Genomic DNA, 14,977 nt, shown 5'->3' on the forward strand with positions numbered 1-14,977 from the left:
GCTCACTGCTGGCTTCTGAAAACACAAGAGGCCAGCACTGTCAGCTTATGGTCTCATCGGAGGCGATGAGACCTTTCTGACCGTGCCGACCTCGGGTGTGCCGAATCAGGCTGCGGGACCCACCAGGCCGTAGAGCCAGGTGACGCCTTCACCGAAGCCGAAGTTCACGAGGGAGACGTAGCCGATCATGACCAGGACGAACACGATGACCACGATGGTGTAGGTGACGAGTTCGCGCTGGGTTGGCCAACGGACCTTGCGGAGTTCGGCGACGACCTGCTTGGTGAAGGTCACCGGACCGGTACGACGCTTCCGCTCCTCGGGCTTGGCGTCCGTGTCAGTCTGTGTCACCTCGGGTCCTTAGGGATCGGGACACTCTGCTGTCAGAGTCTCGCTTGCAGGGCAGGAGGGACTCGAACCCCCAACCGCCGGTTTTGGAGACCGGTGCTCTACCAATTGAGCCACTGCCCTTGGCCGTGCCTGGTTACACGATAGCCGGTGATCGAACCGCACGACCACGACGGTACGCGGTCATCCGTTGCGAACCGGCCATCGGTTGCCAGAGTCTATGCCAATCCGCGGCCGGATCCAACCCGGATCGCATCGTCACTGGTGAACACGGAGTATCGGCGGGCCACGCTCCGCGACCTTCGTCCCCTCCGACCGGTCGACCGACGCATGGAACCCCCGCAGGGCTCATGGAACGATGGACCCATGACTGAGCGACCTCGTATCTCCGCACGCATCGGCGGTATCTCCGAGTCCGCGACCCTGGCGGTGGACGCCAAGGCCAAGGCCATGAAGGCCGCCGGACGTCCCGTCATCGGGTTCGGGGCCGGGGAGCCCGACTTCCCCACACCCGACTACATCGTGGAGGCCGCGGTGGCCGCCTGCCGCGAACCCCGCTTCCACCGCTACACCCCGGCCGGAGGACTGCCCGAGCTCAAGGAGGCGATCGCGGCCAAGACGCTGCGCGACTCCGGCTACCGGGTGGAGCCGAACCAGGTCCTGGTCACCAACGGCGGCAAGCAGGCGATCTACGAGGCGTTCGCCGCCCTGCTCGACCCGGGCGACGAGGTCATCGTGATCGCGCCGTACTGGACCACCTACCCCGAGTCGATCAAGCTCGCCGGCGGGGTCCCGGTCTACGTGGTCACCGACGAGTCCACCGGCTACCTGGCCACCGTCGAGCAGTTGGAGGCGGCCCGCACCGAGCGCACCAAGCTGCTGGTGTTCGTCTCGCCGTCCAACCCCACCGGCGCGGTGTACCCGCCCGAGCAGGTCCGCGAGATCGGACGCTGGGCCGCCGAGCACGACCTGTGGGTGCTCACCGACGAGATCTACGAGCACCTGGTCTACGGCGACGCCCGGTTCTCCTCGATGCCCGTGGAAGTCCCCGAACTGGCCGACCGCACCGTGGTGGTCAACGGCGTGGCCAAGACCTACGCCATGACCGGCTGGCGGGTCGGCTGGATCATCGGCCCCGCGGACGTGGTCAAGGCCGCGGCCAACCTCCAGTCGCACGCCACCTCCAACGTGGCCAACGTCTCGCAGGCCGCGGCGCTGGCCGCCGTCTCCGGCGACCTGTCGGCGGTGGAGGAGATGAAGCGGGCCTTCGACCGCCGCCGGCAGACCATCGTGCGGATGCTCAACGAGATCCCGGGCGTGCTGTGCCCCGAGCCGCAGGGCGCGTTCTACGCCTACCCGTCGGTCAAGGAGCTCCTCGGCAGGGAGATCCGCGGCCAGCGCCCGCAGAGCTCCGGGGAACTGGCCGCGCTGATCCTGGAGCACGCCGAGGTGGCGGTGGTCCCGGGCGAGGCGTTCGGCACCCCGGGCTACCTGCGGCTGTCCTACGCGCTGGGCGACGCGGACCTGGCCGAGGGCGTGGGGCGCATCGCCAAGCTGCTGAGCGAGGCCAACTGACCTCCGCCGGGCGCTCCGCGGGGGCCGGAGACCGCGGAGCGCCCGGCCGCACCGCCCGTGCCGCCCGCCGGACGGCTTTCCGGCCAACGGGCGGCGTCGGGGAGCACTTTGCGGCACCCTTGTGTCATGAGACGTCCGATCGACCGACTTCCCAAAGCTCATCTGCACCTGCACTTCACCGGTTCGATGCGGCACGCCACGCTCGTGGAGCTGGCCGCCGCGCGGGGGGTGCACCTGCCGCACGCGCTGGTCGAGGAGTGGCCGCCGAGGCTGCGGGCCACCGACGAGCGGGGGTGGTTCCGGTTCCAGCGGCTCTACGACATCGCCCGTTCGGTGCTGCAGACCCCCGAGGACCTGTACCGGCTGCTGCTGGAGACCGCCGAGGACGAGCGTGACGCCGGCACGGGGTGGCTGGAGATCCAGGTGGACCCCAGCGGCTACGCGTCGCGCTTCGGTGGTCTGACCGCGACGCTGGAACTGATCCTGGACGCCGCCCGGGTGGCGGAGACCGCCACCGGGGTGGGCATCGGCGTGATGGTGGCCGCCAACCGGACCAGGCACCCGCTGGACGCCAAGACACTGGCCCGTCTGGCCGTGCAGTACGCGGGGCGCGGCGTCGTGTCGTTCGGGTTGAACAACGACGAGCGGCGGGGGCGGGCCCTGGACTTCGAGGGCGCGTTCCGGATCGCGCGCCGCGCCGACCTGCTGTCCGCCCCGCACGGCGGGGAGCTGAGCGGGCCGCGCAGCGTCCGGGAGTGCCTGGACCTGCTGGCGGCCGACCGCGTCGGGCACGGCGTGCGCGCGGTCGAGGACCCCGCCCTGGTGGACCGGCTGGCCGCGCAGGGGGTGACCCTGGAGGTGTGTCCGACCTCCAACGTGGGCCTGGGGGTGGTCGACGACCTCCACGAGGTGCCGCTGCGCCGGCTGTTCGACGCGGGGGTGCCGATCGCGCTGGGCGCCGACGACCCGCTGCTGTTCGGTCCCCGCCTGGCCGAGCAGTACCGGATCGCCCGCGAGGTGTTCGGCTTCTCCGATCCGGAACTGGCCGAACTGGCCCGGATGTCCATCCGCGCCTCGGGGGCTCCCGAGACCCGGAAGAAGGAGCTGCTGGCGGGGGTGGACGCCTGGCTGGCGGCCCCGGAACCGGTGGTCTGACCCCTGGTGCCGACGGGCCCGTCCGCGGGCGCGGGAGGCTTCTCACCCCAGCAGTTCGCCGAGCCCCTGCCAGACCATGACGAGACCGGCCACGAAGAACAGGGCGGCCGCACCGATCCGGATGACGCGTTCGGGCAGCTTCTTCCCCAGCAGCATGCCCAGGGCGATCCCCAGGGCGTCGGCCGCGACCATGCCCGCGGTGGAGCCGATCCACACCGCCAGCCAGGACAGGGGGGTCCCGGCGTGGTCCGCGCCGACGGCGACGGTGGCGAGCATGGTCTTGTCGCCGAGTTCGGCGAGGAAGAAGACCGTGGCCACGGTCAGGAACACCGGCCCCGCGCGGCGGACCGCGGCGCGCCGCTCGTCGGCCTCGGTGAGTTCGTCGCCGCGCAGCGTCCAGGCCCCGAATCCGAGGAAGGCCAGTCCGGCGACGAGCGAGATCCAGTCCCCGGGCAGCGCCGCGCCCAGGATCTCGGCCAGCAGGACGCTGAGGCCGTGGACGGCCACGGTGGCCACGGCGATGCCGAGCAGGACGGTCCCCACCCGGTAGCGGCTGGCCAACGACATCGCCACCAACTGGGTCTTGTCTCCCATTTCGGCGACGAAAACGGCTCCGGTACTCACCCCGAGAGCACCGAGAAAGGTCATCGAATTTCCGCCCTTCGTTCCTTTTTTCGGGCAGAAGAAAGACGGACGCCGCTCTTCGACCCGAAGAATTCCACCGGGTCGAAGGTCTCGTCCGCCTGGTGAACGGTGGCTCGTGCGACCGGGCCCGTTCTGGACACGGGCCAGCGTGTCGATCACACGGATTGAGGACTACTCCCCCTCGACGGCTTCCACCGTAGTGAAGGAAATACGGGGTGGCAATTCATTGGAATGGCTATTTCTGCGCGACCCCGAAGCAAATAAACAAGTTCGCTGCGCCTCATTTTTTTGTTGCGGGCGCCGGGCTCCCCGGGACCGCCGGGATTCGGGCGGTCCGGCCCGGGAGGCGGGGCGCCCCACCGCGGGGGCGCGGGCCCGTGTCCCCGGCGCGGCCGGCGCGTACCGGTGGCCGCAGCGTGGTCAGAGGGCGACGCCCACCATGACGGGTTCGTTGACCAGGGTGATCCCGAAGGCCCGGGCCACGCCCGCGCGCACCTCACGGGCCAGGGCCAGCAGGTCGGCGGTGGTGGCGCCGCCCCGGTTGGTCAGGGCGAGGGTGTGCTTGGTGGAGATGCGCGCCGGACCGCTGCCGTACCCCTTGGGGAAGCCCGCGTGCTCGATCAGCCAGGCCGCCGAGGTCTTCACCCGGCCGTCCGCGTCGGGGTAGGCGGGCGGGGCCGTGCCGGGGCCGAGGAGGGCCTCGGCCCGCCGGGTGAACTCGGCGAACTCCTCGGCGGACAGGATCGGGTTGGTGAAGAAGGAGCCGGCGCTGCGGCTGTCCGGGTCCTCCGGGTCGACGACCATGCCCTTGCCGCGGCGCAGCGCCAGCACGGCCTCGCGGGCGTCGGCCAGCGGCACGCAGTCGCCCTGCCGCACGCCCAGGGTGCGGGCCAGTTCGGCGTAGCGGATCGGGCGGCTCAGTTTGGACCGGGTCAGTTCGAAGACCACCTCGCACACCACGTAGCGGTCACGGCCCTTGAAGACGCTGTCGCGGTAGGCGAAGCCGCACTCGGCGGCGGGCAGGACCCTGGTGCGGCCCGACTCGCGGTCGTAGACCGTGACCTCGACGATGGTCTGGCTGACGTCCTGGCCGTAGGCCCCGACGTTCTGGATGGGGGTGGAGCCGACCCTGCCGGGGATGCCGGAGAGGCACTCGATCCCGGACAGTCCCTCGTCCACGCAGCGCGCGACGAACGGGTCCCACTCGACCCCGGCGTCCGCCCGCACGCGCACGGTGTCGCCGTCGGCGTCGGCGCAGGAGAGGTCGGAGGAGTCCACGTAGACGACCGTGCCCGCGAACCCCTCGTCGGCCACGACCAGGTTGCTGCCGCCGCCCAGCACCAGCAGCGGGCCGCCGGCGCGGTCGACCTCGCGGACGGCCTCGACCAGTTCCTCGGTGCTGGTCGCGGTCCGAAAGAGCGTGGCGGGACCGCCGAGCCCGAGGGTGGTGTACTCGGCGAGCGGCACGTTGCGGGCGAAAGCGGTGGACACGGTGGCGCCTTTCGGTGGTGTGGGAGCGGAATCTCCCGCGCCGCGGCGGCGGGGCGGCGCGGGAAGCCGGACGGTCAGGCCAGTCGCACCACTGCGGTGGAGCGCGCCAGGACCCTGGTGCCGGCGGAGCGGGCCGTGATGGCGACGACGACCTGGTTGTCGTCGAGCTTCTTGGTGACGGTCCCGCCGACCACGATCTCGGTCCCCTGCTCGTCGTCGGGGACGACCACGGGCGCGGAGAAGCGGACCCCGTACTCCACGACCGCGCCGGGATCGCCGACCCAGTCGGTGATCAGCCGGCCGGCCTGGGCCATGGTGAACATGCCGTGCGCGATCACGCCGGGCAGCCCGACTTCGCGGGCGACCCGGTCACTCCAGTGGATCGGGTTGAAGTCGCCGGAGGCCCCGGCGTAGCGGACCAGGTCGGCGCGGCGTACCGGGTAGGTCTGCTCGGGCAGTTCGGTGCCCACCTCGACGTCGGCGTACCGGACAGTGGTCATCTGGGCTGCTCCTCACTCACTTCTCGGCCAGTGCGGTACCGCGGACGACGAGCATGTTGACCGAGGTGACGACGTGCTCCCCGGCCGTGGTGGCGATCTCGCTGTCCAGGGTCAGCAGCTCGTTCCCGCCCAGCGCCTTGATGTCGGTGATCGTGGTCCGGCAGGTCACCAGGTCTCCGGCCTGGAGGGGGCGGCTGTAGCGGAACCGCTGGTCCCCGTGGACGACCCGGGAGAAGTCCAGTCCCAGTTCGGGGTCGGCGATGGCCTGTCCCGCGCCCTCCATGCCCAGGATGATGGGGAAGGTGGGGGGTGCGATGACGTCGGCGTATCCGGCCTCCTTGGCCCGGGCCGGATCGCGGTAGAGCGGGTTGGGGTCCGAGATCGCGTCCGCGAACTCGCGGATCTTGACGCGGGTCACCTCGTAGGGCTCGGGAAGTTCGTACACCCGTCCCAGATAGTCGCGGTTGATCGCCATCGACGTCCTTTCCACACCGTGTGGGTCTCATCATGCCGGGTCGTGCGCGACGGCCGTAACAGGCCCAACACACCGGTAGCCCAGTGAGCGGAAGTGCTCACTGGGCTACCGGGAAGTCCAGACCGTGTCCGGTCGGAATCTGGGAAATCCACCACGACCGCTGGCGGGCCGCTCCGCTCGTCTCTGGGACCGGCGGTCTGCGGAGTGTCGGCCTAGCGGGTTTCCTTGTGCTCCCGATGCGTGCGGCAGTTCGGGCAGTACTTCTTCAGCTCAAGGCGGTCGGGGGTGTTCCGACGGTTCTTGCGCGTGATGTAGTTACGGTGCTTGCACTCCTGGCAGGCCAGGGTGATCTTCGGCCTCACGTCGGTGGCAGCCACGTTGGAGTGCCTTTCTCACTGAGCAACAACGGACACTGAAAAAACCCGCGGAAACCCCGGTGTACCAGGGAGTCTCGCAGGTAGTAGCGGAGGCCGGACTTGAACCGACGACACAGCGATTATGAGCCGCTTGCTCTACCGACTGAGCTACTCCGCCTGGAACCGGGAAACCGGTCCATCTGCGATGATACCGGAACCCGAGTGGACCGACGGCTGACCTTGCCGCCGACCGACCACCTGAGTGGATCGGATCTCAATCAAGTGGTGGAGCCCCTTTACGGAATCGAACCGTAGACCTTCTCCTTACCATGGAGACGCTCTGCCGACTGAGCTAAAGGGGCACGCTCCTCCGGCTTCCCCCCTCTCGGGGTTCCGCCCTTCGCGTTGACTCGAATATACATCCCTTCCGGGGTGCTCTGCCAACTCGAAACCTCCGGGCGGCCCCGGTCCGCTCAGTCCGCCACCCAGACGTTGGACATGGCGTCGCGCTGGATGGTCCGGATGGCCGCCGGAAGGCCGAGCCGGTGCAGCGCGTCCGGCAGGCGGGTGTCGTGGGTGAAGACGACGAGCTGGCGGTGGCGCCCCACCTCGGCCAGCACCGCGGCCAGCCCCTCCACGGTCTCGGTGTCCATCGCCTGGACGGGGTCGTCCAGCAGCAGGAAACCGAACGGGTTGCCGGGCACCAGGGTGCGCGGCAGGCAGATGGAGAGCGCGAGGGCCTGGAACTCGCCCTGGCTGAGCAGCCCGGGCGCGCTGTCCGGCCCGTCGGCGCCCTCCACGCTGACGTCGACCGCGACCCGGCGCTGCGCCCCCCTGCCGACCAGGCGCAGCGCCGCCAGGTCGATGTGCCGTTCCTGGCGCAGCCGGGCCCACACCTGCTCCGCCTGGGCGGCCAGCGGGTCCAGCCGTTCGGCCCGCATCTCGCGGGCCACCGAGGAGAGCCAGTCGAGAGCCTGGCGGGCCGGTTCCAGCCGCCGGTGCGCGGTGAGCGCCTCGCGGGCGTCCTCCAGCCAGGCCCCCAGCTGCTCGGCGAGTCCGGCCCAGCCGTCGGTGGGGTCGGCGAGGCGCTCGGTGGCGGCCCGGCGCGCGGCGATCGCGGCCGAGCGCAGCCGCCGGCCGACGGTCTCGATGTGCTCGGCCAGCTCCGTCAGATCGGTGATCTCCGCACCGGCCGCCCAGTCGGCCCAGATCCGCCCCAGCTCGCTGTCCGGCGGCAGCCACGAGGGGGGCGGCGCCATCAGGAACCGCGCCTGGTCACGGGCCGCCTCGGCGCGCTGGTGGGCGGCCGCGGTGCTCGCGGCGACGGGCTCCAGCCGGGTGATCTCGGCGCGGGCTCGGCTCGCCCAGGCCGGTCCCAGCGCGTTGTGGGCGCCGCAGGCGGGGCAGTCGGTCTCGGCGGGATGCCGTTCGTGGTGGTCGAGGGCCTGGCGCAGCAGTTCGATCACGCCGCGCGCCCGGTCCCCCTTGGTGCCCGCGGTCATCGCGATCTCCATCGCGGCTCCGCGCAGCTCGCTGACCACGTCGGTGATGAGGGACCGCTCGGGCACCGCCATGCGGCGCAGTCGGCGCAGCACGACCTGCTGGGCGGGGTCGGCGGGCCCGTTGTCCGCGGCGACGGCGGCGAGCCGGTCGAGGTCGAGGGAGGGCGCGGTGAGCAGTTCGACGGCGGTCCTGGCCCGCGGATCGGCGCTGGCGCGCAGCTGGTCCAGCAGGTAGGGCAGGTCGCGGGCGGGGCGTTGGGCGGTCTTGGCGAGCCGGTCGCACGCCTTGGCCAGGCGGCGTTCGATCTCGGTGAGCTCGCTCAGGCCCAGCAGGGTGGTCAGTGTGTCGTACAGCTCGGCCGAGCGCCCGGTGACCGTGCGTCCCAGCTCGTCGTAGGAGAGGAAGGGCCGGTACCGGGCGAGGTCCTCGCCCCAGCCGAGGCTGGCCAGGCTGCCGACCTCGCCCGTGGGCAGGACGACCTCCCCCCGGGCGGAGCGGACGCTGTCGCCGGTCCAGAGCCGGGTGACCCGGGTGGCCCCCTCCTCCCCCGTCCGCCGAAGTTCTACGGTGATCTCGGTCACATCGTCGAAGTGGAGGTTGCGCCATCCGTCGCGCCAGGCCGCGGGCATTCCGTCCCAGCGGAGGTTGCGTCCGGTCAGCGCGGCCTCGACCGCCTCGGCGAAACTGGACTTCCCGGAACCGTTGCGGCCGACGATCACGGTCAGGCCGGGGCCGGGCGGGAATTCGAGGGTGGCGGCGCGGCCGATGCCGCGGAAGCCCTGGACGCGGACCCGGCTGAGGTAGCAGCGCCGGGGGTGCCGCGCGGGCGGGACCGGTTCGGTGTCCGGGAGTCGCAGGTCGACCTGTTCCCCGCGGGCGCAGGCGGCCAGTGCGTCCTCGCTGTGGACGGCCGCGAGCACCCACTGGCGCGCCGCGGGCCCCAGCGGCGACCGGGCCAACCGCTCCCCCAGGGCTCCGGCCGGGGAGGAGCCCGACCGCTGCTTGGAGGGTTCTGCGGGGAATCCGGCCTGGGAGGTCGTCACCGTCGTCACAACACTGCTCCGTTCGTGGCCTCGCCTTTGCAGATTAGGACAGATGGGGCGAATTGCACACCGGTCCCGTGAGTCCGACCGCGCCGGCCGGAGGGGGCGGAAGGTGTCCGCCCCGCACCGGCTCGACCCGTCTCCGCCACCCCGCCCTGCGGAAGAAGTGGCCTTTGTCACACTCCATTGAGACGACGCCGGTTGCCGTCCCAGGTGAAGTGCAGGGTGGCGATCCCGGGTTCGGCCGGATCGCGCAGGCATTCGTAGATGTTGAGCCGGGGAACGCTCGGGAAGCATCCCCAGACGCGCTCGGAGGTGAGGACGAAGTCGAGGTCCAGTTCCACGAGCATGCCGAGGAGGCGGCCGTGGGTGGGCTCGTCGACCTTGGCGAAGGCATCGTCGAGCAGGATGAGCCGGGGAGTCTGCGGCGCGTCCAGCGCCAGCGCGCTGAACTGGGCCGCCGCCGCGGCGAACAGCACCAGATAGGCGATGACCCGCTGCTCCCCCTGGCTGAGGGCGGTGCGGTGGGTGAGGCGGCGCTCACGCTCGGGGTGGGCGGCGTCGGTGACGTAGACGGTGAAGGCGAACCAGGACCGGTAGTCCAGCGCGGCGCGCAACTGCGCCCCGCCGGTGACCGTGGGGTCGAGGCGGCGGATCGCCTCGATGCAGCGGCGCAGGGCGTCGCGCAGCCGGGTGGTCTCGACCCGGGTGCGCTTCTCGGCGGGGCGGTTCAGCAGCCGCACCACCGCGTGGATGTCCTCGTCGGCGTCGGGGGCGAGCCGCCACTCCAGCCGGACCCCCAGCCCCTGGGAGGTGGTGACCTCGCCCAGGACGCTGTTCATCGCGTCGATGAGCTCCCGGGCCTCGGTGATCTGGCGGGACAGGTGGCCGGCGAGTTCGCCGAGGAGGTGCCGCTCGTAGGCCTCCTCCTCCCGCACCGCCGCGGTCTCCTCTGCCGCGGCGATCTCCTCCCGCAGCCGCTCGACGTAGTCGACGATGTCGTGCCCGCCGTGGTCGTCGTGGACGGTGACCCGCTTCACCCCCGCGGGCTCGGTGAGTTCGGTGCGGGCTCCGACGGCGGGGGCCGCGGCCAGACCGCGGTGCAGTTCCTCGTGGCCGCGCAGGATCCCGCTGTCGTCGACGTCCGCCGCGGCCTCGTCGAGCCCGGACTCGACCGCGGTGACCAGGGCGTCGAGGACCTGGATGCGCTTGGTGAGGTCGTCGCTGCGCTCGGGGTCGGACTCCGCCGCGTCGTAGGCGGCGACCGGTCCGTCCGCGGCGGCGAGGTCGGTGAGCCCCGCCGCGGCCAGCAGCCCCCGGTCGACCTCCCCGGCCGGGGTGGCGAGCATGGCCCGCAGCCGGGCTCCGGCGGCCAGTGCGCGGCGGGCCTGTTCGGCCCGCTCGACGGTGGCGGCGCCGTGCCGGGTCTCCACGGCGACCCGTTCGTCACGGGCGCGCTGGGCCTCCCGTTCGAGGGCGGGCAGCGCCTCGTCGGCCGCGTGGGCACGGCCGCGCACCTGCTCGATGGCGCTCTCGATCTGGGCCGGGTCGGCGGCGCCGGCGCGGTCGGTCAACTCGGTCTCGCGCCGGACCGTGATCATGTCGTTGATGGCGGCTCCGGCCGCGTCCTCGGCCACGACCCGGGCCTCGCGGGCGCGCTTCCAGTCGGCGACGTGCCTGCGGTAGTCCTCCAGGCGCCCGGCGAGGATCTCCAGGTCCCGGTGGGCCGCGGCGATCTGGACGCGCAGCGCCCCCAGGGAGCCGCGGATCCGGGCGAGCTCCTTGTCGTGGGCGGGCAGACGGTGCTCCAGGGCCAGCTCGGCGAGGGCGGCGCGGTGGGCGAGCGCGGTGGTGCGCGCGGCGTCGGCGGCGCTGCGGGCCGCGGCGTGGTCGCGCACGGCCGCGGCCAGCCAGGCGCGGGCGTCGTCCAGGACGGCCCAGGCCGCGGTGAGGCCGGCGCCCGAGGGCACCGACCGGTTGATCCGCAGCAGGCTCTCGTGGCGGTTGTCGATTCCGGCCCGGCGTTCCTGGGCTTCGGCGAGCAGCGCCTCGGCCATCTCGATGCGCCGCTCCGCCTTGGCCCGGTGGCGTTCCAGGGCCTGGGTGCGGGCCTCCTCGCCGATGTACTCGGCGGCGGCCTTGCGGTGGCAGCCCTGGGCGACGCCGAGCCGCCAGCGCCCGTCGAGGGAGACGTGGTTCTCCGAGCCGCCGCGGGGGTCGGAGGCGCTGTGGAACCAGGAGGGTTCGGACTGCGTCTGGGGCTCCTCGCCGTCGTGCAGGCGGACGGAGGCGAGGAGGGCCACGACGGCGTCCCGGTCGACCTTCGCGGAGCTGGCGGTCTCGACCGGGACCAGGACGTCGTTGAGGGTGCGCCCGCTCAGCGGTTCGACCGGGCTGAGCAGCAGGTCGTGGGTGCTGTGGTCGACGACCGTGCCCTCGGGGGTGATGAGTCCGGACAGGAGGCCGGACGCCTCCAGGGCCGCTTCGAGTCCGGCGCGCTCCTCCGCGGAGAGGTGGTCGGCGAAGTCGACCGCCAGGTAGAGGGGGACCCCGGCGTCGGGGTCGCGCTGCGCGGTGGCCCAGGCCGGGCGGGGCGCGGTGACGGGCGCGGTCTCGTCCGCGCGGCGTTCGGCGAGTTCGTCGAGTTCGGCTGCGAGGTCGCGTTCCTCGCCCAGGGCCGCGTCCCGGGCCGCGCGCACCCGTTCCAGCAGCGGTTCGACGACGGCGTGGGCGTCGCGCGCCACGGTCCCGGGCAGGTGCGCGGGGAGGACGCGGAAGTCGTCGTCGAGCGGGGGCTCCACGCTCTGCTCCAGGGCGTCCAGCGCCGCGTCGAGGTCGGCGTCGGGCACCGCGGCCCGCAGGGCGTTGCACCAATCGCGCACGTCGGCGGCGTAGTCGGCGCTGGCCTCGCGGACCTTCTCGATGGCGGCGCGCTCGCGTTCGCGGGCGCGTTCGACGTGGCTGTCGGCCCACTCGGCCTCACTGGTGAGGTCGGCCTCACGGCGCTCGGCCGACTCCAGTTCCAGGGCGCGCCGGTACAGGTCCTCGGCGACGGCCTCGCGTTCGGCCGCGACCGCGTCGGCGCGTCCGAGGCGGTCGTGGAGTTCGGCGAGCCGCCGGCGCAGCGCGGCGACCTCGATGCCGAGCACGGGCGGGCGTTCGACGGCCTGCTCCAGCCCTTCGAGGTTGACCTGGGTGGTGTTCTCCCGCGCGGCGAGGGTGACCCGGACCGGCTGCGGGACCTCGCCGAGGACGGCGGGGTCGATCCCGGAGGCGCGCGCGGTGTCGCGCAGGCCGAGGTGGAGCCGGCGCAGGCCGCCGATGCCGCGTTCGATGGCCGCGCTGTCGCGGTCGATCCGGTGGTGGGCCTGGGACTCCGCGGAGCGGGCGTACTCGCCGGCGACCCAGGCGGCCTCGGCGGCGCGGATGTAGGCCGCCACGGCGGCGTAGCGGGCCTCGCGTTCCCCCTCGGTGGGCCCGTTCCCCGGGTGCGCGGCGCTGGCGCTCAGGGTCGCGGCGTCGGACTTCGCGGTGTCGCGGCTGCGGCGCAGGCGGTCGCGTTCCTCCTGGATGCTGCTCTCCGCGGAGACCAGGGAGTCGAGTTCGGACTCCAGCCGGGCGAGTTCGGCGTCGCGCTCCTCGAAGGCGGTGATCTGGGCGCGCACGGCCCCGGCCTGCTGGCGCAGGGCTCCGTGCAGGTAGCCGCGGTAGTGGCCGAGGAACTCGGTGGCGTGCTCGTGTGCGGTGCGCAGCGCGGCCAGGCGGGCGCGGGCGCTCTCCAGGTCGGTGATGTTGCGGGCGACCTCGTCGAGGACGGTGTCGTCCATGGGCGGCAGCGCCTCGGAGAGCACGGAGGCGAGTTCCCCCGCTTCGAGGCGGTCGCCGACGGTGGGACGGCGCAGCCGGTAGAGCAGGTGGATGAGGTTGCGGTACCGCACGGGGTCGTCGAGGCCGAACAGGTCGCGCATGACCCTGGTGCGGTAGCCGAGCGCGGTGTCGTAGCAGTTGTCGGGGCCGACGGCGGCGCGCAGGCGCTCCACGGACAGCGGACGGCCGCCGTCGACGAGGACGAGGTCGTCGCCGACGCGGCGGTCGGTGACGAAGAACACCGCGCGCGCCTCGGGCTGGTCGGGGACGGCGATGACGGCGGCGCCGAGGGTGCGCCGGCACGGCCGGCCCTCCTCGCCGCGGCGGACGAACTCGACCCACAGGTAGCCCAGGGAGGTGTCGGCCTCAGCGGTGGCGGCGCCGCCGGTCTCGGTGGTGGTGCGCCCCTCCAGCATCAGCCAGCGCAGGCTGGTGCGGCTGGTGCCGGTGGTGTCGAGGCGGCGGGCGTCCCCGTCGAGGAGGAAGGGCAGCAGCATCTCCAGCGCCTTGGACTTGCCCGCCCCGTTGCGTCCGCGCAGCAGCAGGCGTCCGTCGGCGAACTCGAAGACGTGGTCGTCGTACTGCCAGACGTTGTGGATTCCGGCGCGTTCGAGCCGGTAGCGCTTGGGGAGGGTGGTGTCCTGTCTCATCGGCCGTCCTCCGCTCCGTACCGCTCGTCCTGGTGCCCGCCGCGCCGGACGGTCGGTGTGCCCGGGGTGGTGCCATTGTCCCGGACGGGAGAGATGTCCGGGAGGCTCTCATCCGTTCCGCTCATTCGGCGCCGCTCCGGGCGAAGGCGGAGTCGCGGTAGCGCGCGGCGGCCGCGAGCAGCCGCCACCCCTCGGTCAGCCGCTCTGCGGCATCCGCGGCGGTCCGGTCCAGCAGGCGGCTGTCGCGGAGCCGGAACAGGACGCGTTCGGCGAGGTCGTCGGGGTCGGGCACGTGGCTGAGGGCGGTGCGCGACCACTGCCGGGCGTCGTCGACGACGGCGGCGAGTTCGGCGTCGAGAAGGTCGGCCGGGATCGGGACCGTGTGGCTGGACTGCGACGGGGCGAGCATGGTGGCCAGACGGGACAGCAGGGTGAGGGCGGCCTGGCCGACCGGACCGGTGCCGGGGAAGGTGGCGGGCTGGGCCACGCCCCGGGCGTCGGCCGCCGTCTCGCCCGGCATGATCAGGGCCACGCCCTCGGCCCGGACCTCCGTCTCGCAGCCGAGCAGCTCGGCGAGCTCCGCCGCGGCGCGCCACTGGTGTCCGGCCAGCCGGGCGCGGTGGGCGTCGCCGAGCTCCGCCCGGTAGACGACGGCGGTCTCGGCGAGGAGACGGCGCAGGGTGAGCTCCACGGCGTGCTCGTCGGCGGACACGGAGTCGTGCTGGGCCAGGGCGACGAAGTCCTCCGGGGTCGTGGTGGAGTGCGGTGCGCGGGCGAGCACGTGCGCCGCGATTCCGTGGTTGACGGCCAGGGCGACCCGGTGGGTTCCGTCCGCGGCGTAGTCGGCCAGGCTGCCGTCGGTCTCGGTGAGCGCCCCCCAGTCGACGAGCCTGGTGAGCCCGGCGACGAAAGCCCGCCGCTCTCCCAGGCGCGCCTCGGGGTCGAGGGCCAGTCCGGCGTCGCGGGCCGCGTCGCGGACCCCGGCGGCGAGCTCGGCGACGGTGGTGTGCGGGGCCGTCTCGGCGAGGGCCGCCAGGGTCAGGGTCAGGTAGGTGTAGGCGCGGGGGGTGAACGGCGCTCCGCTGGTGCGGAGCAGCGGGGTGGTGACGGTGCGCACCAGCCCGGTCTTCACCAGTCTGGCGTGGTCGTCGGCGACGACCAGTTCGTAGCCGAGGACCCGCTGGAACCGCCGGATGAGCCAGTCGGAGTGGGCCTGGACGAGCGCGAAGTCCTCGGGGTGGCTGTGCGCGGTGATGAGCGGGTCCGCCAGAAGTCGGCGGGCCGCGGCCTGACGCTCGATGGTGAGCGCGATGTCCTCCTTTGCGGCCACGGTCTGGCGTCACCTTCCTGACTGGTGCGTTGGGCGTGC

The 14,977-nt window shown here is 72.7% G+C and carries 11 protein-coding genes and 3 tRNA genes; 2 read left to right on the plus strand and 12 right to left on the minus strand.

All coding sequences use genetic code 11. The features are described from left to right. Positions 1-105: 105 nt before the first annotated feature. Positions 106-351, minus strand: coding sequence for a preprotein translocase subunit SecE (gene secE, locus FOF52_RS13750; protein WP_248590353.1), 246 nt, complete (start codon positions 349-351; stop codon positions 106-108). A 47-nt stretch (positions 352-398) separates the two neighbouring features. Next, positions 399-471 (minus strand) — tRNA-Trp (locus FOF52_RS13755). 243 nt (positions 472-714) lie between these two features. Between FOF52_RS13755 and FOF52_RS13760 the strand changes: the two genes are divergently transcribed. Both FOF52_RS13760 and FOF52_RS13765 read left to right on the plus strand, forming a co-directional pair. Next, positions 715-1,923, plus strand: coding sequence for a pyridoxal phosphate-dependent aminotransferase (locus FOF52_RS13760; protein WP_248590354.1), 1,209 nt, complete (start codon positions 715-717; stop codon positions 1,921-1,923). 126 nt (positions 1,924-2,049) lie between these two features. After that, positions 2,050-3,078, plus strand: a complete 1,029-nt coding sequence (locus FOF52_RS13765; protein WP_248590355.1) for an adenosine deaminase — start codon at positions 2,050-2,052, stop codon at positions 3,076-3,078. Positions 3,079-3,120: 42 nt separating this feature from the next. Here FOF52_RS13765 and FOF52_RS13770 read toward each other — a convergent pair whose 3' ends face one another. From FOF52_RS13770 to FOF52_RS13815, 10 genes are all read right to left on the minus strand, one after another. After that, positions 3,121-3,726, minus strand: a complete 606-nt coding sequence (locus FOF52_RS13770) for a TMEM165/GDT1 family protein (RefSeq protein WP_248590356.1) — start codon at positions 3,724-3,726, stop codon at positions 3,121-3,123. A 417-nt stretch (positions 3,727-4,143) separates the two neighbouring features. Beyond that, on the minus strand, positions 4,144-5,214 hold the full coding sequence (locus FOF52_RS13775) for a UDP-N-acetylmuramate dehydrogenase (RefSeq protein WP_248590357.1): 1,071 nt from the start codon (positions 5,212-5,214) through the stop codon (positions 4,144-4,146). A gap of 74 nt (positions 5,215-5,288) precedes the next feature. Further along, on the minus strand, positions 5,289-5,714 hold the full coding sequence (locus FOF52_RS13780; RefSeq protein ID WP_248590358.1) for a MaoC family dehydratase: 426 nt from the start codon (positions 5,712-5,714) through the stop codon (positions 5,289-5,291). A 16-nt stretch (positions 5,715-5,730) separates the two neighbouring features. Next, on the minus strand, positions 5,731-6,189 hold the full coding sequence (locus tag FOF52_RS13785; RefSeq protein WP_248590359.1) for a MaoC family dehydratase N-terminal domain-containing protein: 459 nt from the start codon (positions 6,187-6,189) through the stop codon (positions 5,731-5,733). Positions 6,190-6,401: 212 nt separating this feature from the next. Beyond that, positions 6,402-6,566, minus strand: a complete 165-nt coding sequence (rpmG, locus tag FOF52_RS13790; RefSeq protein WP_248590360.1) for a 50S ribosomal protein L33 — start codon at positions 6,564-6,566, stop codon at positions 6,402-6,404. Positions 6,567-6,650: 84 nt separating this feature from the next. Further along, positions 6,651-6,723: transfer RNA gene (locus tag FOF52_RS13795), tRNA-Met, on the minus strand. Positions 6,724-6,831: 108 nt separating this feature from the next. Continuing rightward, a tRNA-Thr gene (locus FOF52_RS13800) sits at positions 6,832-6,907 on the minus strand. Between the two features lie 111 nt (positions 6,908-7,018). Beyond that, positions 7,019-9,091: an ATP-binding protein gene (locus FOF52_RS13805; protein WP_425265551.1), complete on the minus strand. Its 2,073-nt coding sequence runs from the start codon at positions 9,089-9,091 to the stop codon at positions 7,019-7,021. A gap of 176 nt (positions 9,092-9,267) precedes the next feature. Continuing rightward, the gene (locus tag FOF52_RS13810) at positions 9,268-13,608 is read right to left on the minus strand and encodes a TIGR02680 family protein (protein WP_248590361.1); all 4,341 of its coding nucleotides are present in this window, start codon (positions 13,606-13,608) and stop codon (positions 9,268-9,270) included. 121 nt (positions 13,609-13,729) lie between these two features. Beyond that, on the minus strand, positions 13,730-14,938 hold the full coding sequence (locus FOF52_RS13815) for a TIGR02678 family protein (protein WP_248590362.1): 1,209 nt from the start codon (positions 14,936-14,938) through the stop codon (positions 13,730-13,732). Positions 14,939-14,977 lie beyond the last annotated feature (39 nt).

The sequence above is a fragment of the Thermobifida alba genome (assembly GCF_023208015.1).
Lineage (GTDB): Bacteria > Actinomycetota > Actinomycetes > Streptosporangiales > Streptosporangiaceae > Thermobifida > Thermobifida alba.